This is a genomic window from Mesocricetibacter intestinalis (assembly GCF_004363295.1).
Taxonomy (GTDB): Bacteria; Pseudomonadota; Gammaproteobacteria; order Enterobacterales; family Pasteurellaceae; genus Mesocricetibacter; species Mesocricetibacter intestinalis.
The window spans coordinates 542,622-565,553 of sequence record NZ_SNYQ01000001.1 but is presented as its reverse complement, the minus strand read 5'-3'; the positions used below and the strand labels follow the sequence as shown (position 1 = coordinate 565,553).

The window sequence follows — 22,932 nt, the reverse complement described above, 5'->3', positions numbered from 1 at the left end:
AGTCGGTGATTTATGATAAGGCTTACCTATGCTAATTATTTCCAAAGTTTTTAACAATAACGCAGCACAGGTTAAAAATGAACGAGGTACCGAGCTGGTGATATTGGGGAAAGGTATTGCATTCGGTAAAAAAGCCGGCGATAGCCTCAGCGAAAAATCCATAGAAAAAATCTTTACCTTAAATAATGATCCCTTCACCATCAGATTAACGGAAATCCTCAGTGAAATTCCGCCGGAATTTTTTCAGTTAACCAATCAAATCGTCAAGTATGCCAATCAACAATTAAAAACCAGGCTGAGCAACAGTATTTATGTGAGCTTAACCGATCATCTTTATCACGCCGTTATCCGCATAAACAGCGGGGCTCGCATACAAAACGGGCTTTCCTTTGTAATCCAAAGGCTCTATAAGCAGGAATTCACTGTCGGGAAATATGCGGTGGCTCTTATAAATAAAAGCATGAAATTGGAAATGGACGATGATGAAGCCGGATTTATCGCATTACATATTTTTAATGCCAGAACAGACAGCAATACGATGAAAGACACTTATCGTACAACCCGGATCATCAAAGATATCCTAAACCTGATAAGTTATCACTTTAAGCTTAAATTAGATGAAAGTAGCCATGATTACGCACGCTTTATCACCCATTTACAATATTTCAGCCGGAGGCTTTTTGCCCCCGCTCAGCCCGGCCGTCCCGATAACATTCTCTATAAGCAGACTAAATCGGCCTACCCTAATGCCTATCGCTGTATTGCTAAAATCGAAAAATATCTCTCCCAAAATTTTGATAAATCCCTTACTGACGACGAACACTTATATTTAGCCTTGCATATTCAGCGTGTCATCTACCGGACAAAATAGCTATCTTTGCCGATTGTTCCAAGAGAGGGCTCATTTAAAAAAGCAAAAAGCACCGCACTTTCTCGCTTGTGGCCCCCAAAGTGCGGTCTGTTTTTTCTTAGTTTTTCATGCTACAGTTGCTGCGCTTTAACCGACAAACCAAAGGGGGACGGCGATGCCCTTGCCGCAAACGGAAACCATTCTGAACCATCTGGCCGCATTAATGATCGAACATTTTCCGCAGCAGTTCGACCATCAGCTCTATAAACAGATCCAACGGGAACAACAGAACCCCGACAGCCATATCCGCCGGCTCGCCGAGGCAGTGGCGATGTCCGACTTTGTTGCCGATGTGCTGCATAAACAACCGCACTTTCTGCGCCAATGTTGGCAAACCCCGCCAAGTTTTAGCGCCTGTGAAAACTATATGTCCCGACTGAGCGAGCAACTGCGGGAAGCGGATCAGGAACAGGATTTCTACCGGATTCTGCGCCTGTTCCGTAACCGGGAAATGGCTCTGCTCAGTATTTGCCAGAGCCTGAATCTGGCAACGGTGGAACAGATTTTTATCCGCCTTTCGCAATTAGCCGAAGCACTGATTATTCAGGCGCGGGACTGGCTGTACCAACGGGCCTGTGCGGAAATGGGCACGCCGACGGACGAAGAAGGGCGTCCGCAGCAGCTGTATATTTTAGGTATGGGCAAACTGGGAGGCTATGAACTGAATTTTTCCTCCGATATAGATTTGATCTTTACTTATCCTTCTGGCGGCGAAACCCGTGGGGCAAGAAAGGCGATAGACAACCAGAAATTCTTTATCCGTTTGGGGCAGCGCTTAATCAATGCCTTGGATCAATATAGTGCCGACGGATTCGTCTACCGCACCGATATGCGTTTGCGCCCCTTCGGCGATAGCGGCGCACTGGCGTTAAGTTTCAACGCAATGGAAAGCTATTATCAGGAACAGGGGCGCGACTGGGAGCGCTATGCCATGATTAAAGGACGTATTCTCGGCGCGGAAGAGGGCGATCCGAATGTGCTCAGCCTACGCCGTTTGCTGCGCCCTTTTGTGTACCGGCGCTATATTGATTTCAGCGTGATTCAGTCCCTACGCGATATGAAAAATAAAATCGCCCGCGAAGTTCGGCGCCGTAATCTGAGTAATAATATTAAGCTCGGCGCCGGCGGTATCCGTGAAATTGAATTTATCGTGCAGGTTTTTCAACTGATGCGCGGCGGACGGGAATTAAGCCTGCAACAATATTCATTACTCGCCCTGCTGCCGGAAATTGAAAAACTGGGGCTTCTCACCTCGCAGCAATGTGAGGATTTGCAACAGGCTTATTTATTTCTGCGGCGGACAGAAAATATTTTGCAAGCAATTGAGGATAAACAGATACAGGTACTGCCGGAAAATGAACGGGATCAGGCCCGTCTTATCCATGCCTGCGCTGTTTTCAGCCGGTTAAATCCGCAACAATGTCCCGTTGAAATCCGCTACCCTATTCAAGACTGGCAAAGCTTCTTGCAAATACTGCAGGGCCACCAACAAAAAGTACGAGATATTTTCAATAGCCTGATCGGTGAAGAAAATCCTTCGGAGCAGGAAAGTGAAGAAAGCGAATGGAATGATTTTCTGGATACGGATAGGCTCGATGATGATCAGGAAAACGCCCCCTGGCCTGCCGCTATGGCAGGCGATGCACAGCTGCGCACACAAATATGGGAAATTCTAAGCCGCTTTAAACAGGAACTGGCACGCCGCCCTATCGGCCATCGCGGCCGGGAAGTGTTAAGCGCGCTGGTCCCATTGCTGCTACAGCGGATTTTTTCCCGCCCCGATCCGCTGCCTCTGCTACCTCGCATGCTGAATATTGTAGAAAAAGTTCTGACCCGTACCACCTATCTGGAATTATTATTGGAACATCCGGCGGTTCTCTCCCGCTTAATCGAACTCTGCTCGCAGTCGAAAATGATTGCCGAGCAGCTGGCCCGCCATCCGATTTTGCTGGACGAACTGCTGGATCAAGATAGCCTGTACCACCCAATTCCTTGCGAACAATATGCCTCGGAACTACGTCAATATCTCCTGCGTTTACCCCAGGAGGACGAAGAACAGTTTTTCGACGGGCTGCGCCAGTTTAAACAGGTCAATCTGCTTCGTATTGCAGCGGCGGATATTCTTAATGTACTGCCAGTAATGAAGGTCAGCGATCATCTGACCTTCCTGGCGGAGGCCATTATCGCCGCCGTGGTTGAGGCCGCCTGGCAAAAGGTCAGCGCCCGTTTCGGCACGCCCGCCCATTTAGCGCCGGAGCAAAAAGGCTTTGCGGTAATAGGTTACGGCAAACTGGGCGGCATCGAGCTGGGCTATAAATCCGATTTGGATATGGTTTTTTTATACGACGGCGCCCAGTCCCAAACCCAGGGCGGAATAAAAACCATTGATAGCAGTCAGTTTTATCTGCGACTGGCACAGAAAATCGTTAGTATTTTCAGTACCAATACCAGTGCCGGCATACTCTATGATGTGGATATGCGCCTGCGTCCTTCCGGCGAAGCGGGATTACTGGTCAGTTCGTTAAACGCTTTCGAAGATTATCAGCGCCATGAGGCTTGGACTTGGGAACATCAGGCGCTGGTTCGAGCCCGCAGCGTCTTCGGCGAGTCCCGCCTGCAACAGCGCTTTGCTCAAATCCGCAGCGATGTGTTGGCCATGCCGCGCGATACAGATAAACTGCGTTCGGAAGTCAGACAAATGCGCGAAAAAATGTATCTTCATCTGGCCAATACGGCGGCGGATAAATTCAATATAAAAACCGATCCGGGCGGCATCACCGATATTGAGTTTATCGCTCAGTATTTGGTACTGGCCAATGCGCCGCATAACCAGGATTTAGCCTATTGGTCGGATAATGTCCGTATTTTTGATGTTATGGCCAGCAATAGGGTTATTGAATTGGAAGAAGCGGAACGCCTGAAATCCTGCTATGTAACTTTGCGTAACCGGATACATCATCTGAATCTGCTCGGCGAGGACACATTGGTAAGTGCGCAGGAATTTCACCAAGAACGGCAGTTTATCCGCCAAATCTGGCAGCGCCTGTTTGTAGGCGATACCTCCCCGAGCTAATAGTTAATGCAGCAAAATCAGGCAGCGCAAGCCGACTCGGGTACCATTCGGAGCTTTTATATTTTCCAGCTTCACTCGGTAATGATGTAATTCGGCAATGCGTTTTACGATGGATAAACCGAGTCCGCTGCCCTTTTCATTTTGCCCGGCGGGGCGGAAAAAGCGCTGTCCGAGTTTTTCAAGGGCTTCTTCTTCCACTCCGCCGCCGTTATCTTCAATGCGAATACGGTCTTTTTCCAGATACAGATTAATCCGGGTTCCCGGCGGGCAATAACGCAGCCCGTTATCCACAAGATTACGCAACATCAGACTGAGCAATAAAGGCTGACCTTGTTGCGGCGAAGGGGTTTCCAGATGGATAAAAGCCAGTTCCATATTACGTTCCCGAGCGCTGAAATACAGCTCGCCAATTAAAGAACGGATAAGTTCGGGCCAATCGATCCGTTGCGGATGCTCCGGCTGCTCCTGATGATCGAGCCGGGAAAGGGTGAGCAGCTGTTCCACCAGCTGGCCGGCACGATCGATACCCAGTTGCAAATTTTGCAGCGCCTCCCGGCGTAGGGGTTCATCATCAGCGGCCATTTGTGCGATTTCGGTCTGAATCCGTAACGCGGTGAGGGGGCTGCGCAGTTCATGCGCCGCATCCGAAGTAAAACGCCGCTCGCGTAATAACATATCCGAGGTACGTTGGAAAAAAAGGTTCAGGCTTTCCACCAAAGGCAGAATTTCCTCCGGAATATGACGGGTGGATAACAACCCTACTTCCTGCGGCGAACGGCGTTTTACCTCCTCACCGACATTTTTCAGTATGCGCAACTCGCGACCGATAAAAAAGATAATCAGCCCGATTAACAAGGGCAGACTGGCTATCCAGATCCATAACTGGCTAAATACAAATTCCCTAACGACCTCCGCCCGATATTCTATTTTCTGTCCTACTGCAATCATTAAACGGCCGTTGTCCGAAGGCATCCAGAAAATGCGCCAGGGTGCGCTTTCACCGCTGGGAGTCGCAACGGAAAAGCCCCGTGCTGGCGCAAAAATAAAGTTACTGCCTTTATGATCATCACTTAAGATCATTTCTCCCCGGCGGGAAAAAATGGCAAAGGCAAGGGCATCGTCATCCAGTCTTTTCGGTGGCGGCGGAGCAAATCTGCGTCTTTCTTCGGATTTCTTACGATCCTTCAGAAGGTGGCGTAAATCGGAGGAAGCTAAGCGTTTCGCCAGTAAAATCTGTTGCAAATCAAAGGTATCATTGGTTTTTTTACTCACCTGCGACCAGGCGAACAAGGCGGAAACCGTCCAGATCAATAGCGCAACCGCCGATAAAATCAGCATCAAACGAAAACGCAAACTGCTATTTTTCACTGCGATTATCCTTCTTCTTTACCCAACACATAACCAACGCCGTGAACGGTACGAATAAAGCTTTTTCCCAATTTCTGGCGTAAATTATAAATATGCACTTCCAACGCATTACTGCTGACTTCATCGTCCCAGGTATAGAGTTTTTCCTCAATAAAGGTGCGGCTCAGAACCCGTTCTTTATTGTACATAAACAATTCCAACAGCTTATACTCGCGCATGGTCAGTGCAACTTCGTTCCCCTTTAGCCTGACCTTACGCTGATGGGGATCTAAACTTATCGCGCCATGTTCGATTATCGGATTAGGCTGTTTATAACTGCGACGAATCAGCGCTTGTAAACGGGCGACTACTTCCGCCAGTGCAAAGGGTTTGCACAGATAATCGTCCGCACCGCCTTGCAGGCCGCTAATGCGTTCTTCCAATGCCCCGCGGGCGGTTAAAATCAGCACCGGCGTATCCAGACCTTTAGTTCGCCATTGGCGTAGAATCTCCAAACCGTCCCTTTTGGGTAGGGTTAAATCCAGCACTACCGCATCATAAGGCGCACTACTCAGCGCCGCCATGCCGGTATCGCCCTCTTTAAACCAGTCCACCGTAAAACCGGATTTTGTCAGCCCGACCTCAAGACCGTTGCCGATCAGAGGATCATCTTCAATTAATAAAATTCGCATAAAATTCACCGCACTTTGCACATTTGGGAAGGCGGCGGGAAATCACCGCTAAATGGCCTTATCGTTCAATTCTAACCTTTCGATTTTACGGGATAGCAATGTTGAAAACAAATAAGGGTTAGCCATTGTCCGCCGCCAAAAACAAAAAAGGCGGCATTGCTGCCGCCAAGGGGAAGCGGTATAAAACCGCCAAGGGTAATTCTTTCCAAGCCCGCTTATTCCGTCTTCGGCGCTGCATTATCCGAAGGCGGAAGTCTATTCATCTCCAGCTTCAACGCTTCGACTTCGGTTTTACCCCAGGACTTTTCCACTTCAACCAACAAACGTACCTTATCATGGGGACTGATATGTTTGCCCCGCCAGGCACGAGGGTTAATTTCAAGATTCAATTCTCCGCTGTCGTCTTTAAACAGATAATCTTTTTTACCGATTTGTTTTACAATTCGTCCTTCCAGAATAAGCAGCTGATCATCATGCCATTTTTCCGCATCCGCCACTTTTGCCGGTTGTTTAGATTCAATAAACCCGCCGCCTTTGCGCCGTCCGCCTTTTTCCATGCCAGGCATTTTACTCGCACCTAATTCGTGCGGCATAGGCCCCCGGCCTTCATGCCGGTGCCGACCTTTATAAGAACCTTCTTTAGCAGCTGCCTTAGCTTCCCCTTTGCCGCCCTCAGCCGGCTGTATCTGGAGGGGGATGTTTTGTTGTGTCGCACCTGAGTTATCGCTTTTCTCCATCTGAGCATAAGCCGAGGTAGCGGCAACAGATAAGACTAAAAGTGCAACTAAGCTGAGTTTTTTCATTATCATTCTCCTAATGCAAATATTTATCTTTACATGGGCGCTATTAAAGCAAAGGAATATTAAGAAAAAATTAAGGCGGGGATTTTTTTAACCGAGGCTATGGCGGCGAAATATAAAAAAGGGAAAACAAGCTCATCGCCGCTTCCCCTTAACCCGGAGATTACAGCCGCCCGCACTTAAATCTCGATAACCCTAAAATTATCTCGACAGAGCGGGAAACAAAAAACTTTTTATTTTTTGACCGCACTTTGCAGTTCGTCAACCATAATCTTCATGGATTGCAATCCGCCGAAAGCCAAATACCAGTTGGACGCATTCAGATAGACAATATGGTTTTGCTTCGCCGCCTCGGTCTGTTTGATCAGGGCGTTATCCAAAACTTTCTGTGCGTTATTCGCTTTTTCGGTAATGGCTGCGGTGCGGTCGATAACCAACAAGTAATCCGGATTTTTTTCTGCAATATATTCAAAGCCGATGCTATTGCCATGGGTAGAAGCGGATAGACCCGGATCAATCGGGGTAAAACCAAATTTCTGATACACCAAAGCATAACGGGAATTATCGCCGAAGGCGCTGATCCGACTTTCGTTGACCAGAGTTACCAATGCGTTTTTTCCCTTAGTCTGCGCCTGTAAACCCTCAACAAGGGTATCCAGCTCGGCTAATTTCTGCCGGGCTATATCTTCCTTGGCGAAGATTTGTCCCAATGCGCGCACATTGGCGGCAAAACTCCGGTAATAGTCGGAAAAATCATTATCAATATAAAAAACCGGTGCAATTTCTTTCAGGCGATTCAGTACCTTCTGCTGACGGGCGGAAGCGATGATTAAATCCGGCTCCAAAGCATTAATGGCTTCGAAATCCGGTTCGGGCAACGTACCGGCATTTTTATACTTATCCTGAGCAAATTCGGATAAGTACTCGGGGATACGCCCTTTCGCCAGTGCGATAACAGAATCTTTGGCACCCAACTCGCGAATGCTGTCTAAGGCACCGAAATCAAGAACCACGACCCGTTTCGGATTCTGGGGTACGCTTTGTCGACCGGCGAAGTTTTCGACCTGAATTTCTCCGGCCTGGGCGCTGAGCAGACAAAAAGTGGCAATCAACCCCGTAATTAAAGATGAGAACGTTTTCTTCATAAATTTCCTCCGTTTTATTCTCTGAAATACAATGCGATTTTATGCGAATTAATTTCCTCAATGGGAATGTGCATGCCGTAAATTTCCTGCAGAACCGAGGTTTGCATAATTTCCGCCACAGTCCCTTGGCGTACCAGGCGCCCGTCCCTCATGGCCACAATATGGTCGGAATAACAGGAAGCGAAATTAATATCATGAATGACGATAACGATGGTTTTATTCAGTTCGTCCGCCAATTTGCGCAGCACCTGCATAATCTGTACCGAATGTTTCATATCCAAATTATTCAGGGGTTCGTCCAGTAAAATATAATCCGTATCCTGCGCCAGGGTCATGGCGATATAGGCCCGCTGACGCTGGCCGCCGCTGAGCTGATCGAGATAACGGCTGCGATATGCCTGCAAATTCATATAATTAATCGCATTATCAATAAAAGTGCGATCCTTTGCGCTCAGATTTCCCTTACTGTAGGGAAAGCGCCCGAAGGCAACCAAATCCTCTACGCTTAAGCGTAAATTAATATGATTGGATTGCCTTAAAATAGAAAGCTGTCTGGCGATATCCGAACTTTTTTGCCCTTCCAGAGGCTTACCGTTTAAACGAATTTCCCCGCTGTCGGCACGCAACAAACGGCTGACAATAGATAACAGGGTGCTTTTACCCGCGCCGTTCGGGCCGATAAAAGCAGTGATTTTACCCTGCGGAAGAGTCAGCGAAACATTATCCACCACCTTTTTATCCGCATAACTTTTTGTAATATTTTTAATTTCTATTGCCATTTTTTACTCGTTCTTAACAGTAAATAAATAAAGTAGCTGCCGCCGACGAAATTAATAATAATGCTCAGCGTTGTATTAAAGCTGAATACCCTTGATACCAGCACCTGCCCCACACAAAGGGTAATCACCGCAATACAGATCGCCGCCGGAATCAGTATTCTATGCCGATAATCCCGAATAAACTCAAAGGTCAAATTCATCACCAACAAACCTAAAAAGGTCAACGGCCCCACCAATGCGGTAGACACCGAGGTTAAAACCGCAACGATAATCAGCAAACGCTTACTGATTTGAGCATAGGATACGCCCAGATTAATTGCGTTTTCCCGCCCTAATGCCAGTACGTCTAAATAGGGTAGGTAACGATAGGCATAAAGGATGGCGAATAATAATATAGCCAGAGCCACCCAAAGAATTTCCGTATTGATCCGATTGAAGCTGGCAAACCCAATATCTTGCGCAATCTGGAATTCGTTCGGATCGATCAACACTTCCATAAAGGTCGTCATGCTTTGGAAAAAGGTGCCGCAAATAATCCCCACCAGCAACAGGAAAAAAATGTTCTGATGCTCCCCTTTAAATAAGAAGCGATATAGCCCCAGCGCAAACAGCATCATTACTCCGGTACTGGCTAAAAACAGTAAAACGGGATCAATGGACTGCAGGGTTTTTGAACCGAATAAAAAAATAATCAGGGTTTGTATCAACAAATACAGGGAATCCAGCCCCAGAATACTGGGGGTAAGAATACGGTTATTCACCAGGGTCTGAAAAATCATTGCCGCCAGCGCAATCGCCGCACCGGTCAGTATAATGGCTGCCAGGCTGAGCATTCGATGGTGCAGCGCATACTCCCAACGATTCGGCAAAAGGTAAAACAGATATAAAGCCAGGGCAAGCAGCAATACCGCCGCCAGTCCCCATAGGGAATAATATTTTTTGTACATAAGATTCAGCATATTGTTATCAGGCGTGGCGATAGCGTTTAAACAGCAGATACAGGAAAATAGCGCTGCCGAATACTCCGACTACGGCATTTATCGAAATTTCGTAAGGGTAAATCAGGGTGCGCCCCAAAATATCGCAAAATAAAACAAATACGGCGCCCAAAAGTGCGGTATGCGACAGTGTTTTTTTCAGATTATCGCCCAAATATAGAGTTACCAAATTGGGAATAATTAACCCCAGGAAAGGAATAACACCGACGGAAACAATCACTATAGAGGAAACCGTGGCGACAACCGCCAGCCCCAGATACAACACCTGTTGATAATTCAGGCCCAGATTAACGGCAAAATCCTCGCCCATACCGACGATGGAAAAACGATTGGCGAACAAATAGGCTACAATCAGTGCCGGAATACTGAAATACAACATTTCATAACGCCCGGACATCACCAGTGAAAAATCCCCCTGCAACCAACCGGACAGATTTTGCAGCAAATCCTGCTGATAAGCGATAAAGGCGGTTATCGCACTGATAATATTACCGAACATAATACCCACCAGAGGCACAAAAATCGTATCCTTAAATTTCAAACGGGAAAGAATGCTCATAAACAACAGCGTCCCCACGAAAGAAACCAAAATCGCGATCAGAGTTTTCAGCAACATTGAAGCGGCCGGAAACAGCAATATCGCAATCAAAATTCCTAAACGGGCGCTATCCATAGTACCCGCCGTGGTCGGCGAAACGAAACGATTACGGCTCAGTTGCTGCATCACCAGCCCGCAGATACTTAATGCCGCCCCGGCGATCAGAATACTAATCAGACGAGGTACCCGGCTAATAAAAAAGATTTGCCACTGCGCCGGATCAAAGGCCAGCAATCCGCGTAAATTCAGCGTACTTACACCGAGAAAAAGCGATATAACGGAAAGAATCAATAACAGAATAAGGAAATAACGACGCCGAACCATGCTCTAAATATAAATGAGAATAATTGCGAATAATGCTAACACAAAGGCGCCTAACGATAAAGAATAAAGCGGATAAATATAGTCAGAAAAGCGGAGAGAAGCCTGTGCGCCGGAATTTATACAACTTAAGAAAGAGGATAGCGCACCGGCAGAAAAGAATTTAAGCGGGAAGGATTCTTGAAAAAATCGTTTTAATTTAATTTCAGGCGACGTTCGGCGGCTTTTGCCACAACCAGGAATTTACGCCGTTCGCTTTCACGCATACCGCTGCTGTTACCCGGCAATTTCACCGTCAGCGGGTTCACCGGGCGGCCGTTAATATGGAATTCATAATGCAAATGGGCGCCGGTGGAAATACCGGTATTCCCCGATAAGGCGATACGTTCGCCGCGTTTTACGCTTTGCCCGGCCCGTACCAGCGGTTTACTAAGGTGCATATAGACGGTCTGATACTCTCTGCCGTGGCGAATGATAATATAACGCCCGGCCCCGCCGCGCTGATAAGCCACTTTTTCCACAATACCGTCCGCCGGTGCAATTACCGGCGTTCCGCTCGGCAAAGCAAAATCCACGCCTTTATGCGGACGAATCCGACCGGTAACCGGATGGCGGCGACGGGGATTAAAAGGTGAGGAAACCCTGGCCTGACGTTGAATCGGATAACGGGCAAAACCTTTCCCCAGGGTTTCCCCCTGACGGTTATAATAACGCCCGTTTTCCGCCTGAATGGCATAGTAGCTTTTTCCTTGGGTAATAATATGAATCGCCTCTACATTCCCCTGTCCGGTCAGCTTATCTCCCACATATTCCCTTGAGATCAGGAGCGCAAACTCATCCCCCGCCCGGAGTTTTGCCATATTCAGCTGCCATTGCAGAGCGGTCGTCAATTGTCCGATCTGGCGGCGATCTAAGCCCAGCTTCTGTAGCCCTGCACGCAAGGAGGTGGTTACTTTTCCTTTCAGTACCTCTTTTTTCCAGGTACTTTTCTTTTCCAGAACCTGGCGTCTGAAATTACCGTCGTTACCCCGCTCGTAAATGCGCTCTTCTTTTTCGGAAACAAGCCAGTTTAAATATTCTAGCTCGCTATGCCGATCCAGAATCCAGTACATTTGCTGTCCGGCTTTTAGAGACTTCAGTTCGGGATAGCGTTTAATCAGTTTATTAGCGGTTTCCGCATCCAGACCGGAAAGCTCCAACACGTCTTTTAAGCTGTCGCCGCGTACAATCGTATGACTGAATTGGTCGGTAATTCTTTTCGCCTGATCAGCGGCATCCAATAAGTCGTTCAGTGCGTCCTGCGCATCTTTCGGCAATTCATCCAGAGCAAGCTCATCGCCGTCCAGATCGATTTGATCCACTTCATCATCATCTCCGGACAGATCATCATCATAAGAGGTGGCATCATTATCCGCTTCGGAACCCAGAATGGCTCTGCTATTCTGGCGAGCATAATCCAGCACCAGTGAAATCGCCGTATGCGACGGCGTTACGGGAAGGGAAGAATGCAGCTTTTCATAGCCGCTATCATTGACCGAGGTAATTTGTTCCACATTGTCTTCAACGTTATCTTTCAGGTGTAGCAACAGGCCGGAAAAAATAGACAGGAGGGCGGCAAAAAAAATCGCCGCCTTAATGCGCGATTTTCGTTTCCGTCGCTCTCTCGCCAACTTAATATGCTGTACTACCAAAAAAAACGTTCCTTATACTTCAATTACTTCGCAAGCCGTGTTCTGTAAGACAGAAAAACAGGAGGAAAATTCATTATACAGAAGAAAAAAAATTTAACTGAGTAAATTATCGGCGCTTAGACTTATTCGCCGCCGTCAAATTTTCAGCTTGCCAATAGATTGAATACATTTTCACCTTCTTGGCCCCAATAAAACACAAATAGAGAAACGAATTGCGCCGGCGTAAAAAATAAGCTATGGTTAGCGCCATTTTAATTGCTTTTATGCCGGACGATGCAAATAAACGCTATTCAAATCCCTTTGGTCGAACTTAAGGATATTTCCGTGGTATTCGGCCAAAAAACCGCTTTGCAGAATATTAATTTGGCGGTTTATCCCAATTCGGTAGTAACTATTGTCGGCCCGAACGGCGGCGGCAAATCCACGCTGCTGAAAGTATTGCTACGCTTGCAACAGCCCAGCGGCGGCAAGGTGATTCATGCCAAAAATCTGCGTATCGGCTACGTACCGCAAAAAATACAGATTGATCATAATTTTCCCATCACGGTGAAAAAATTTCTGTCTTTAAAACAAGGGGTGGGCTCCCAGGAAATTTATGAAACTGCCCGGCTGCTATCCGTATCCCATTTGCTGAACAATAGTATGCAGAAACTTTCCGGCGGTGAAATGCAAAGGGTATTACTGGCACGCGCCATTCTCAGTAAGCCGAACCTGCTGGTTCTGGACGAGCCGACGCAGGGCGTGGATATTAACGGACAAATAGAACTCTATCAGCTGATTCATCAAACCAGAAAAAAACTCAACTGTTCGGTGCTGATGGTTTCCCATGATTTGCATCTGGTCATGGCGGATACCAGCGAAGTATTCTGTGTTAATCAGCATATCTGCTGTGCGGGATCACCGGAAACCCTTTCCAATGATCCTAAATTTATCCATTTCTTCGGCGATCAATTTTCTAAAAATATTGCGGTTTATACTCACCGCCATAACCATAAACATGATATGCACGGCGATGTCTGCTGTACCGCAAATTCGCATAGCACAAGCTGCCTGCATCGGGTACGGACAAAAGAGGACGAGCCATGTTCGAAATAATTTTACCCGCCTTGCTGTGCGGCCTTTTGCTGTCATTAATCAGCGCCCCCCTCGGCGCTTTCGTCGTCTGGCGCAAAATGGCTTATTTCGGCGATACCCTATCTCACTCCGCCTTATTAGGAGTAGCTCTGGGTATTTTTCTGGATATTAATCCTTATCTTTCAATTCTGATCCTGACCCTAGTGTTGGCAATCAGCATGGTATGGCTGGAAAACAATACCACTTTTTCCGCCGACACCCTGCTCGGTATTATCGCTCACAGTTGTCTGTCTCTGGGGGTGGTTACCGTCGCCTTGCTGAAAAATGTGCGGGTGGATTTAATCGGCTACCTGTTCGGCGATCTGCTTTCGGTCAGCTATCAAGATCTTTTTTATATCGGACCGGGAGTTCTGGCCGTTGCCGCCACATTGCTCTATTACTGGCGTCCGCTGATCTCCAGCACGGTTAGCCCCGAACTGGCGCAGGTGGAGGGCGTGAAGGTGGCGAAAATGCGCTTTCTGCTAATGATTCTGACCGCATTGACCATCGCCTTAAGTATGAAATTCGTTGGTGCGCTGATAATTACCTCGTTGCTAATTATTCCCGCCGCTACCGCACGGCGTTTCGCCCGAACCCCGGAAGCTATGGCTATCGGCGCTATTTTTATCAGTATGCTGTCTGTATCCATAGGCCTCACAATCTCGGCATTTTATAATACCCAGGCCGGTCCTTCCGTGGTGCTTGGAGCCGCCGCATTGTTTTTCCTTTCTCTATTTAAGCGCGAGCCTATCTAAAGCAAACTATCGAAAAACGGAAACATAGGCTTTTGCACAGGGGCGCCCATAGGGCGTCCCCACAATCATCGGCAAATAACCTTGTATCTGTCGATAATCCGCCAAGCTAAAAAACTCGGGCCAAAAATAACCGCTCTTTTTCTCTCCGCACCAAAACATAATATTAATCTGCCCGCATTTTGGTGCAAGATAATTGTAGGGAGGCGATATTCACCTCCCTCGGATTTAGCTTATAACGAGATTATGTTTTTTAATCGGGACGAACGCCCAGCGTGTGGCAGATTGCATAGGTCAGTTCGCTGCGATTCAGCGTATAAAAATGAAAATCCTTCACCCCTTCCCTCGATAATATGCGCACCATATCCATCGCCACACTTGCCGCCACCAAATTGCGAGAAGTGGGATCATCGTCCAGACCTTGATACATTTTTGCCAGCCAGGCGGGAATTTTTACATTTGTTACCTTTGCCATTTTTTGCAGCTGATTAAAATTGGTTACCGGCAGAATCCCGGGCACGATTTCCGCTTCAATACCGACCGAGGCACAACGATCACGGAAGCGCAGATAACTTTCCACATCAAAGAAAAACTGCGTAATCACATGGTTGGCGCCCGCTTCAATTTTACGCTTCAGATTGATTAAATCCGCCTGCGCCGATTTGGCTTCCGGATGAATTTCCGGATAAGCGGCCACGGAAATATCGAAGTCCGCCACCGAGCGCAGTAACGCCACCATATCTGCGGCATAAAACGGCTTCTTGGCATAGCCCTTCGGCTCATCGCCGCGCAATGCCACAATACGACGGATACCGTTATCCCAATAATCGCGGGCAATTTCCTTCAGCTGCTGCGGTGTCGCATCAATGCCGGTAAGATGCGGCGCCGCCTCCAAACCGGTTTCCTGTTTAATCCGTTTGACCACCGAATGGGTACGATCCCGTTCGCCGGAATTGGCACCATAGGTAACGGAAACAAATTTCGGCTTTAATCCCTTTAAACGGTGAATGGAATGCCATAATGTCTGTTCCATTTTCTCGTTTTTCGGCGGGAAAAATTCAAAAGACACATCTATATTGCCATTAAGATCCGCAATATGCTGATTCAAAGTATCGATATCCGCTGCATATCCCATTGTTCACCTCGCTGCCGTCTAAATTACAATTGGTTAAAATCTTATCGGTTTCAGAGTAAACAGAAAGCAATTATGCGTCAATTTCAAATATTTCATTGTTTGGATGAATTAAATTAATAAACAATAAGCTTTAATTTCGACGGCGGGAATTAGTCCTTTACAAATCCTTAAATCGCCCTAAAATGCAGATCCCCTAAGATTTACCCCGGGTAAATCACTGACTTGATATCAGAAAAGAGAAAATTATGACAAGCTTTAAACCAGAACTTTTATCCCCGGCCGGTTCATTAAAAAATATGCGCTACGCCTTTGCCTACGGCGCCGATGCTATTTATGCCGGACAACCGCGCTACAGCCTGCGCGTACGTAATAATGAGTTTAATCACGCCAATCTGAAAATCGCGATTGATGAAGCTCATGCGCTGGGCAAAAAATTCTATGTGGTAGTGAATATCGCCCCCCATAACTCCAAACTGAAAACCTTTATTAAGGATTTAAAGGTTGTTGTCGATATGCAGCCCGATGCTTTGATTATGTCCGATCCCGGGCTGATTATGCTGGTACGTGAAAATTTTCCGCACATGGATATCCATCTGTCGGTACAGGCCAATGCGGTAAACTGGGCTACGGTGAAATTCTGGAAACAAATGGGGCTGACCCGTGTGATTCTATCGCGCGAACTCTCTCTGGAAGAAATTGCCGAAATCCGGCAGCAAGTACCGGATATCGAGCTGGAAATTTTCGTACATGGCGCGCTTTGTATGGCCTATTCCGGCCGCTGCCTGCTGTCCGGTTATATTAATAAACGGGATCCGAATCAGGGAACCTGCACCAATGCCTGCCGCTGGGAATATAAAGTGGAAGAAGGAACGACCGATGCAAGCGGTAATATCGTTCCGGTGGAAGTGGATCCCGCACAGCAAATCGAAATTAAAAATGTTGCTCCTACCCTAGGTGCTGGCCCGACAACGGATAAAGTCTTCCTATTGGCGGAAACTCAGAATCCCGAGCAGCAAATGAGCGCCTTTGAAGATGAACACGGCACCTATATTATGAATTCGAAAGATCTGCGTGCGGTACAGCATGTGGAAAAATTAACCGCTCTCGGCGTTCATTCGTTAAAAATCGAGGGGAGAACCAAATCTTTCTATTACTGCGCACGCACCGCTCAGGTTTATCGTAAGGCTATTGATGATGCCGCCGCCGGCAAACCTTTTGATAAAAGTCTGTTGGATACCCTGGAAAGCCTTGCTCACCGCGGTTATACCGAAGGTTTTCTACGCCGCCATACCCATGACGAATACCAAAACTATGATTACGGCTATTCCGTTTCCGAGCGTCAGCAATTTGTGGGAGAATTTACCGGCCGGCGTAATGCGCAAGGAATGGCGGAAGTGGCGGTAAAAAATAAATTTTTACTCGGCGACGAAGTGGAAATGATGACCCCGAAAGGTAATATTCTGTTTAAAATCGAACGCATGCTAAACCCGAAAGGCGAAGAAACCCAAGCCGCTTTAGGCGACGGCCATTTTGTTTTTCTTGAGGTTCCGCAGGATATCTCCCTGGATTATGCACTGCTGATGCGTAATCTGAGCGGTACAAACACCAGAAATCCCCATGATAAAAAATAATTGTTAAATTTATGTTGCATTTGTTAAATTTATCCCTATAATTTAACCATACTCTAAAAAGTATGACTCCAAATATTTTGCCCTTTCGATTTGAAAGGGCTTTTTTTATGGAAATCTTCCCCTCAAAGAATAAATTCGCAGTGATATACTATTACCAGGTTTTTTCTGTTTCCGCGGAAAAAGAATAAAATATTATGCACGGATAATAATGCTATAATTTTTAAGCGCTTAATTAAAAATAAGAGTATGAATTATGTCTAATTTTATTTTTTCTAAAGATTGGTTCAGCCACAATATTCCCCCCTTAACTAATATTTTTAGTCATATTCAGCCAAAAACTATTTTAGAAGTAGGTTCTTTTGAAGGGCGCTCTACCGTCTTTTTTGCCGAATTAGCAAGAAAATTCCAGAGTTCGGTTCAAATCTGTTGTGTCGATACCTGGCAGGGCTCCGTTGAACATAGCCATATTAATATGGCGGAGGCGGAACAACGTTTTTTACATAATGTTTCTTTGATTTCTCAGCAAATAGCCAATATTGAGATCCTTCAATTTAAACAATCCTCTCATCAGGCGATGATCGACTTATTGGCTCGGGGTTATGCCAACTATTTTGATTTTATCTATATTGACGGCTCGCATGAAGCGCCCGACGTACTATTTGATGCATTACTCGCGCATAGACTATGTAAAATCGGCGGCATAATCGCATTTGATGATTATCTTTGGTCTCCAAACAGACCTACGCAAGATGATCATTACTTACTCGTCAAACCGGCAGTGGATCATTATGTCAATACTTATCAGCGTAAACTGCAGGTTATTCAAATGCAGCAACTTTATCAATTATATGTAAAGAAATTAGCCGATTAAAAAGAAAAAGCGGCGAAATATCGCCGCTAAAATATCGTTTTTATGCTTAGGCATAAACCGGTAAACGCCGGCAGATTTCCAATACCTTAAGTTTAGTCGATTCGACCACTTCAGTATGATTTTCTTTGCCGATACTGTCTAAAATATCGCACATCCAACCGGCCAGCGCCTTCACGTCTTCTTCTTTAAAGCCGCGACGAGTTACCGAAGGGGTACCCACACGAATACCGGAAGTTACGAAAGGTTTCTGCGGATCATTAGGCACCGAGTTTTTATTTACCGTAATATTCGCCGCACCTAAGGCTGCATCCGCCGCTTTACCGGTAATACCCTGTTTAATAAAGCTGACCAGGAATAAATGGTTTTCCGTACCATTGGATACCACATCGAAACCGCGCTGTTTAAATACTTCCACCATGGCTTTAGCATTTTTCAACACCTGTTTCTGGTATTCTTTGAATTCCGGTTCCAATGCTTCTTTAAAGCAAACCGCTTTCGCCGCAATTACGTGCATTAACGGGCCGCCCTGACCGGCAGGGAACACCGCACTTTGCAGTTTTTTATACATTTCTTCGTCTTTGGCGGCAGACAGAATTAAACCGCCGCGCGGACCCGCCAGAGTTTTATGAGTTGTGGTGGTAACCACATGGGCGTGCGGTAACGGGTTAGGATAAATACCGGCAGCAATCAGCCCCGCCACATGGGCCATATCCACAAACAGGTATGCGCCGACTTCATCGGCGATTTCACGCATTTTCGCCCAGTCAATCACCTGTGAATAAGCGGAAAAACCTGCTACCAACATTTTCGGTTTTACTTCAAGCGCCTGTTCGCGCAACGCCTGATAGTCGATAACGCCGTCTGCGGTAATGCCATATTGAGCGGCACGGTAAATTTTACCGGAGAAGCTGACGGAAGCGCCATGCGTCAAGTGTCCGCCATGGGCCAGGCTCATTCCTAAAATAGTATCGCCCGGCTCCAATAAAGCCATATATACCGCCGCATTAGCCTGTGAGCCGGAATGGGGCTGTACGTTGGCATAATCCGCACCGAATAATTCTTTCGCCCGATCGATCGCCAATTGTTCCACGATATCTACGTATTCACAACCACCGTAATAACGTTTTCCGGGATAACCTTCCGCATATTTATTGGTTAACTGCGAACCTTGTGCCTGCATGACGCGCGGGCTGGCATAGTTTTCGGAAGCGATTAATTCGATATGTTCTTCCTGACGACGATCTTCGTCTTGAATAGCCTGCCATAGCACCGGATCATAATCGGCGATATTCATACTTCTTTTTAACATTGTCTTATCCTCTTAAAGGTGGTGTGAAAGATGCTTTAGTGTACCCGTTTAGGTCAAAATATTTAATTAAAATTTAGCCTCGAATTTTTCATCCCGATGATGAAAATAATACATCATCGGGGCAAAAGGCCGAAAGTGCGGTATTTTTTTAGGCTTTTTTCTCTCTTGCCACCGCACGGTAGCCGATATCACGACGATAGAAACGCCCTGTCCATTGAATACTTTCCGCCAACTGCAATGCTTTCTGCTGCGCTTCAAATACGGTTGCACCCAATGCGGTGGCGCAGAGCACCCGTCCGCCGTTAGTAACCAGTTTACCCGCTTTTTCGGCCACACCGGCTAAGAACACTTTCTCCTCAGTACCGCTTGCTGGAACCAAGCCCTGAATCTCATCACCCTTGCGATAATCGCCGGGATAGCCTTGCGCCGCCAACACAATTCCCAAGGCCGCTTGTTGATGCCATTGAGATTGAATCTGATGCAGTTCGCCCTTACAGGCTTTTAAACAAAGTTCGACTAAATCGGATTTCATTCGCATCATTATCGGCTGAGTTTCAGGATCGCCGAAACGACAGTTAAATTCGATAACTTTCGGCTGGCCTTGATTATCGATCATCAATCCGGCATAGAGGAAACCTTTATAGGTATTACCTTCCGCCGCCATCCCCCGCACGGTAGGATAAATAATTTGCTCCATCACCCGTTGATGAATTTCCGCAGTAACTACCGGAGCCGGCGAATATGCGCCCATGCCACCCGTATTCAGCCCTTTATCCCCTTCGCCCACACGCTTGTGATCCTGACTGGTCGCCATAGGCTCCACATGTTCGCCGTCCACCATAACGATAAAACTGGCTTCTTCACCCGCTAAGAACTCTTCGATTACCACACGACTGCCCGCATCGCCGAAGGCATTACCGGACAACATATCCTTAATCGCTTCTTCCGCTTCGCTCAAGCTCATGGCGACAATAACCCCTTTACCCGCCGCCAAGCCGTCCGCTTTAATAACGATAGGCGCGCCTTTTTCGCGTACATAGGCCAGTGCCGCTTCCACATCGGTAAAGTTACGGTATTCCGCGGTAGGAATATTGTGGCGGGCCAGGAAATCTTTGGTAAAGGCTTTTGAACCCTCCAGCTGCGCCGCCGCCTTAGTAGGGCCGAAAATGGTTAATCCCGCCTGTTCGAAAGCATCGGTTACGCCGATTACCAAAGGCGCTTCCGGGCCGACAATAGTCAGTTCAACGGCATTTTCCCGAGCAAATTTCACCAAGGCGGGGATATCCGTCGCACTGATAGCGATATTTTCAATATTCGCTTCCTGCGCCGTTCCCGCATTACCGGGTGCCACAAACACTTTTGTCGCCAACGGCGATTGCGCCGCTTTCCATGCTAAGGCGTGTTCACGACCGCCGTTGCCGATAATTAATATGTTCATATGTCGTTCCTATTAATTTAAATCGCCCTTACTCAGGCTGTAAATTGTTATGGTAGCATTTTTTGCCGGCTTCTTTATTACACAGATTAACGGTTCCGCCCAAGCGAATCAGCTGAGCTAAACGCTGCTTATCAATCCCCAGATTATTAGCGCCTAAATCCGCACTTGTCGGGCGCCAGGCGCTCCAGTGCTGAAACAAAAAATCCTCGCCTTGCAGAAAGGTCATCACCGTCCCTTCGCCATAAGGAGCATTGGGCATCTTATCTGCGCAAAAAAACACCCAGCTAATAATATCGCCCGCTTTATAGAAGGGATCCTTATGCCGATAGAATTTCGAAAAAGTAAGATTAGAGCAAAGCTGCGGCAGCGCTTTTACATTGGCGGCGACCAGCTGTTTAAAATCGCCCTGATTAATTCGTTTGTAACCGATAAAGAATTTTTTCCAGCTTTCTACACTTTCGCTTTTATCCACATATTCGGCCTGATATTCACCCGCCGGCGTTCCCTGCATAAATGCCAGTTTGGCATAACTAGGTACGGCAAAATCAATTTGTTCGCCGACCACTTTAAAGGGGGCTTGCGCCGCAACCGCAGGGGCTAAAAAGCAAAGGCTAACAGATAAAATTTTGTTGATCATTTTTCCTGCTTTAGACGTTAATTCGCTACCGATTCGACCTGCCGCCACAGATAGCGGCAGGCTTCTTTCCGATTAATGGCGGAAATGACGCATTTTCGTCAGAACCATCACCATGCCGTGCTCGTCCGCCGCATCGATCACCTCCTGATCGCGCATGGAACCGCCCGGGTGAATAACACATTCGATACCGACTTTTGCCGCCGCATCAATACCGTCGCGGAACGGGAAGAAAGCATCGGAAGCCATCACACAGCCTTTCACCTGCAGCCCTTCGTCCTGCGCCTTAATTCCGGCAATTTTCGCCGAATAAACACGACTCATCTGGCCGGCGCCGATACCTATGGTCTGGTTATTTTTAGCATAAACGATGGCATTGGATTTAACGAACTTCGCCACTTTCCAGCAGAACAACATATCTTCCAGTTCCTGTCGGGTCGGCTTACGTTTACTCACCACTTCCAGATCTTCGATGCCCACTTCGCCTAAATCCGCATCCTGTACCAGTAACCCGCCGTTCACCCGTTTCATATCTAAACGCGGTTGCGCTTTAGTTAACGGGCCGCAGGCCAATAAGCGCACGTTCTTTTTAGCCTTCACCACCTCTACGGCGGCGGCGGACACCGTCGGCGCAATAATCACTTCCACAAACTGGCGTTCCACAATGGCTTTTGCCGTTTGCTCGTCCAGTTCCCGGTTAAAGGCGATAATTCCGCCGAAAGCGGAGGTCGGATCGGTTTGATAGGCGCGATTATAGGCCTCCAGCGTATCCCGACCTAAAGCTACGCCGCACGGATTCGCATGCTTAACGATAACGCAAGCCGGCTCCTCAAAAGATTTTACACATTCCAGCGCGGCGTCGGTATCGGCGATATTGTTATAGGAAAGGGCTTTTCCCTGCAATTGTTTTGCCGTTGCGACACTGGCTTCGGTAACTTCTTTTTCCACATAGAAAGCAGCATTTTGGTGGCTGTTTTCACCGTAACGCATAGTTTGTTTACGAATAAAATTTAGATTCAGGGTGCGAGGGAATTGGCCGCAGTTTGCGTTTTTATCTTCTTCCTCGGCGGCAAAATAAGGTTTCACCATACGACCGAAATAGTTGGCAATCATCGCATCGTACTGCGCCGTATGTTCGAATGCCTTAATCGCCAGATCAAAACGGGTTTCCAAGGTCAGGCCGTTCTGATGCCTGTCCATTTCCTCCAGAATTGCATTAAAATCGCCGTTATTTACCACAATAGCGACATCTTTGTGGTTTTTGGCCGCCGAGCGTACCATGGTGGGTCCGCCGATATCGATATTCTCTACCGCATCTTCCATACTGCAATCCGCTTTCGCTACCGTTGCGGCAAAAGGATAAAGATTCACCACCACCATATCGATAGCTTCGATTCCCTGTTGCTGCATCACCTCGTCATCAATACCACGACGACCTAAAATGCCGCCATGTACCTTCGGGTGCAGGGTTTTAACCCGGCCGTCCATCATTTCCGGAAAACCGGTATAATCGGAAACTTCGGTTACCGGCAACCCCTTGTCAGCCAACAATTTGGCGGTACCGCCGGTGGACAATAACTTAACCCCGCGCTGTACCAGCCCCTGAGCGAATTCAACAATACCCTTTTTATCTGAAACACTGAGTAATGCTTGGCGAATAGGACGAACTGTTTGCATTAATAATTCCTTCAACAA

Annotated in this window: 19 protein-coding genes; 6 read left to right on the top strand and 13 right to left on the bottom strand. The window is 47.2% G+C overall.

What is annotated here, in order from left to right:
• Nucleotides 1-28: 28 nt before the first annotated feature.
• Together licT and glnE are read left to right on the top strand one after the other, a co-directional pair.
• Nucleotides 29-871, top strand: a complete 843-nt coding sequence (gene licT, locus EDC45_RS02550; protein WP_133543138.1) for a BglG family transcription antiterminator LicT — start codon at nucleotides 29-31, stop codon at nucleotides 869-871.
• 154 nt (nucleotides 872-1,025) lie between these two features.
• The gene (glnE, locus tag EDC45_RS02545) at nucleotides 1,026-3,983 is read left to right on the top strand and encodes a bifunctional [glutamate--ammonia ligase]-adenylyl-L-tyrosine phosphorylase/[glutamate--ammonia-ligase] adenylyltransferase (RefSeq protein ID WP_133543136.1); all 2,958 of its coding nucleotides are present in this window, start codon (nucleotides 1,026-1,028) and stop codon (nucleotides 3,981-3,983) included.
• Between the two features lie 3 nt (nucleotides 3,984-3,986).
• Here the strand turns inward: glnE and qseC are convergent, their stop codons facing one another.
• From qseC to mepM, 8 genes are all read right to left on the bottom strand, one after another.
• Nucleotides 3,987-5,351, bottom strand: coding sequence for a quorum sensing histidine kinase QseC (gene qseC / locus EDC45_RS02540; RefSeq protein ID WP_424960654.1), 1,365 nt, complete (start codon nucleotides 5,349-5,351; stop codon nucleotides 3,987-3,989).
• 5 nt (nucleotides 5,352-5,356) lie between these two features.
• Nucleotides 5,357-6,022: a response regulator gene (locus tag EDC45_RS02535; protein WP_133543132.1), complete on the bottom strand. Its 666-nt coding sequence runs from the start codon at nucleotides 6,020-6,022 to the stop codon at nucleotides 5,357-5,359.
• A gap of 215 nt (nucleotides 6,023-6,237) precedes the next feature.
• Nucleotides 6,238-6,825: a NirD/YgiW/YdeI family stress tolerance protein gene (locus EDC45_RS02530; RefSeq protein ID WP_166635094.1), complete on the bottom strand. Its 588-nt coding sequence runs from the start codon at nucleotides 6,823-6,825 to the stop codon at nucleotides 6,238-6,240.
• Between the two features lie 230 nt (nucleotides 6,826-7,055).
• Nucleotides 7,056-7,967, bottom strand: a complete 912-nt coding sequence (locus EDC45_RS02525; protein ID WP_133543129.1) for a siderophore ABC transporter substrate-binding protein — start codon at nucleotides 7,965-7,967, stop codon at nucleotides 7,056-7,058.
• Between the two features lie 14 nt (nucleotides 7,968-7,981).
• On the bottom strand, nucleotides 7,982-8,746 hold the full coding sequence (locus EDC45_RS02520; RefSeq protein ID WP_133543127.1) for an iron ABC transporter ATP-binding protein: 765 nt from the start codon (nucleotides 8,744-8,746) through the stop codon (nucleotides 7,982-7,984).
• Complete coding sequence (locus tag EDC45_RS02515; protein ID WP_133543125.1) at nucleotides 8,737-9,693, bottom strand: iron chelate uptake ABC transporter family permease subunit; 957 nt, start codon at nucleotides 9,691-9,693, stop codon at nucleotides 8,737-8,739. The genes EDC45_RS02520 and EDC45_RS02515 overlap by 10 nt, the downstream gene beginning before the upstream one ends.
• A 19-nt stretch (nucleotides 9,694-9,712) precedes the next feature.
• The gene (locus EDC45_RS02510; RefSeq protein WP_133543123.1) at nucleotides 9,713-10,666 is read right to left on the bottom strand and encodes an ABC transporter permease; all 954 of its coding nucleotides are present in this window, start codon (nucleotides 10,664-10,666) and stop codon (nucleotides 9,713-9,715) included.
• Nucleotides 10,667-10,857: 191 nt separating this feature from the next.
• A complete protein-coding gene (mepM, locus tag EDC45_RS02505; protein ID WP_133543121.1) occupies nucleotides 10,858-12,354 on the bottom strand; it encodes a murein DD-endopeptidase MepM in 1,497 nt (498 codons plus the stop codon).
• Nucleotides 12,355-12,627: 273 nt separating this feature from the next.
• Here mepM and znuC point away from each other — a divergent pair, with 273 nt between their 5' ends.
• Nucleotides 12,628-13,449 (top strand): zinc ABC transporter ATP-binding protein ZnuC, encoded by an 822-nt coding sequence (gene znuC / locus EDC45_RS02500; protein ID WP_133543119.1) that lies wholly within the window; start codon nucleotides 12,628-12,630, stop codon nucleotides 13,447-13,449.
• The gene (znuB, locus tag EDC45_RS02495) at nucleotides 13,437-14,222 is read left to right on the top strand and encodes a zinc ABC transporter permease subunit ZnuB (protein WP_133543117.1); all 786 of its coding nucleotides are present in this window, start codon (nucleotides 13,437-13,439) and stop codon (nucleotides 14,220-14,222) included. Before znuC ends, znuB begins: the two co-directional genes overlap by 13 nt.
• Before the next feature lie 250 nt (nucleotides 14,223-14,472).
• Here znuB and metF read toward each other — a convergent pair whose 3' ends face one another.
• Nucleotides 14,473-15,354 carry a methylenetetrahydrofolate reductase gene (gene metF / locus EDC45_RS02490; RefSeq protein ID WP_133543115.1) on the bottom strand — a complete coding sequence of 294 codons (882 nt, stop codon included), beginning with the start codon at nucleotides 15,352-15,354 and terminating at the stop codon, nucleotides 14,473-14,475.
• 242 nt (nucleotides 15,355-15,596) lie between these two features.
• On the opposite strand from metF, the gene trhP reads away from it, so the two are divergent.
• Nucleotides 15,597-16,985: a prephenate-dependent tRNA uridine(34) hydroxylase TrhP gene (gene trhP, locus EDC45_RS02485; RefSeq protein ID WP_133543113.1), complete on the top strand. Its 1,389-nt coding sequence runs from the start codon at nucleotides 15,597-15,599 to the stop codon at nucleotides 16,983-16,985.
• A gap of 253 nt (nucleotides 16,986-17,238) precedes the next feature.
• Nucleotides 17,239-17,856, top strand: coding sequence for a class I SAM-dependent methyltransferase (locus EDC45_RS02480; protein WP_133543110.1), 618 nt, complete (start codon nucleotides 17,239-17,241; stop codon nucleotides 17,854-17,856).
• 46 nt (nucleotides 17,857-17,902) lie between these two features.
• Here EDC45_RS02480 and glyA read toward each other — a convergent pair whose 3' ends face one another.
• From glyA to purH, 4 genes are all read right to left on the bottom strand, one after another.
• Nucleotides 17,903-19,165, bottom strand: coding sequence for a serine hydroxymethyltransferase (glyA, locus tag EDC45_RS02475; protein ID WP_133543108.1), 1,263 nt, complete (start codon nucleotides 19,163-19,165; stop codon nucleotides 17,903-17,905).
• Nucleotides 19,166-19,313: 148 nt separating this feature from the next.
• Entirely contained in the window at nucleotides 19,314-20,603 is a 1,290-nt protein-coding gene (gene purD, locus EDC45_RS02470; RefSeq protein WP_133543106.1) for a phosphoribosylamine--glycine ligase, read from the bottom strand.
• A 28-nt stretch (nucleotides 20,604-20,631) separates the two neighbouring features.
• Complete coding sequence (locus EDC45_RS02465; protein WP_133543104.1) at nucleotides 20,632-21,240, bottom strand: hypothetical protein; 609 nt, start codon at nucleotides 21,238-21,240, stop codon at nucleotides 20,632-20,634.
• A 72-nt stretch (nucleotides 21,241-21,312) separates the two neighbouring features.
• Nucleotides 21,313-22,914 carry a bifunctional phosphoribosylaminoimidazolecarboxamide formyltransferase/IMP cyclohydrolase gene (gene purH / locus EDC45_RS02460; RefSeq protein WP_133543103.1) on the bottom strand — a complete coding sequence of 534 codons (1,602 nt, stop codon included), beginning with the start codon at nucleotides 22,912-22,914 and terminating at the stop codon, nucleotides 21,313-21,315.
• Between the last annotated feature and the right edge of the window lie 18 nt (nucleotides 22,915-22,932).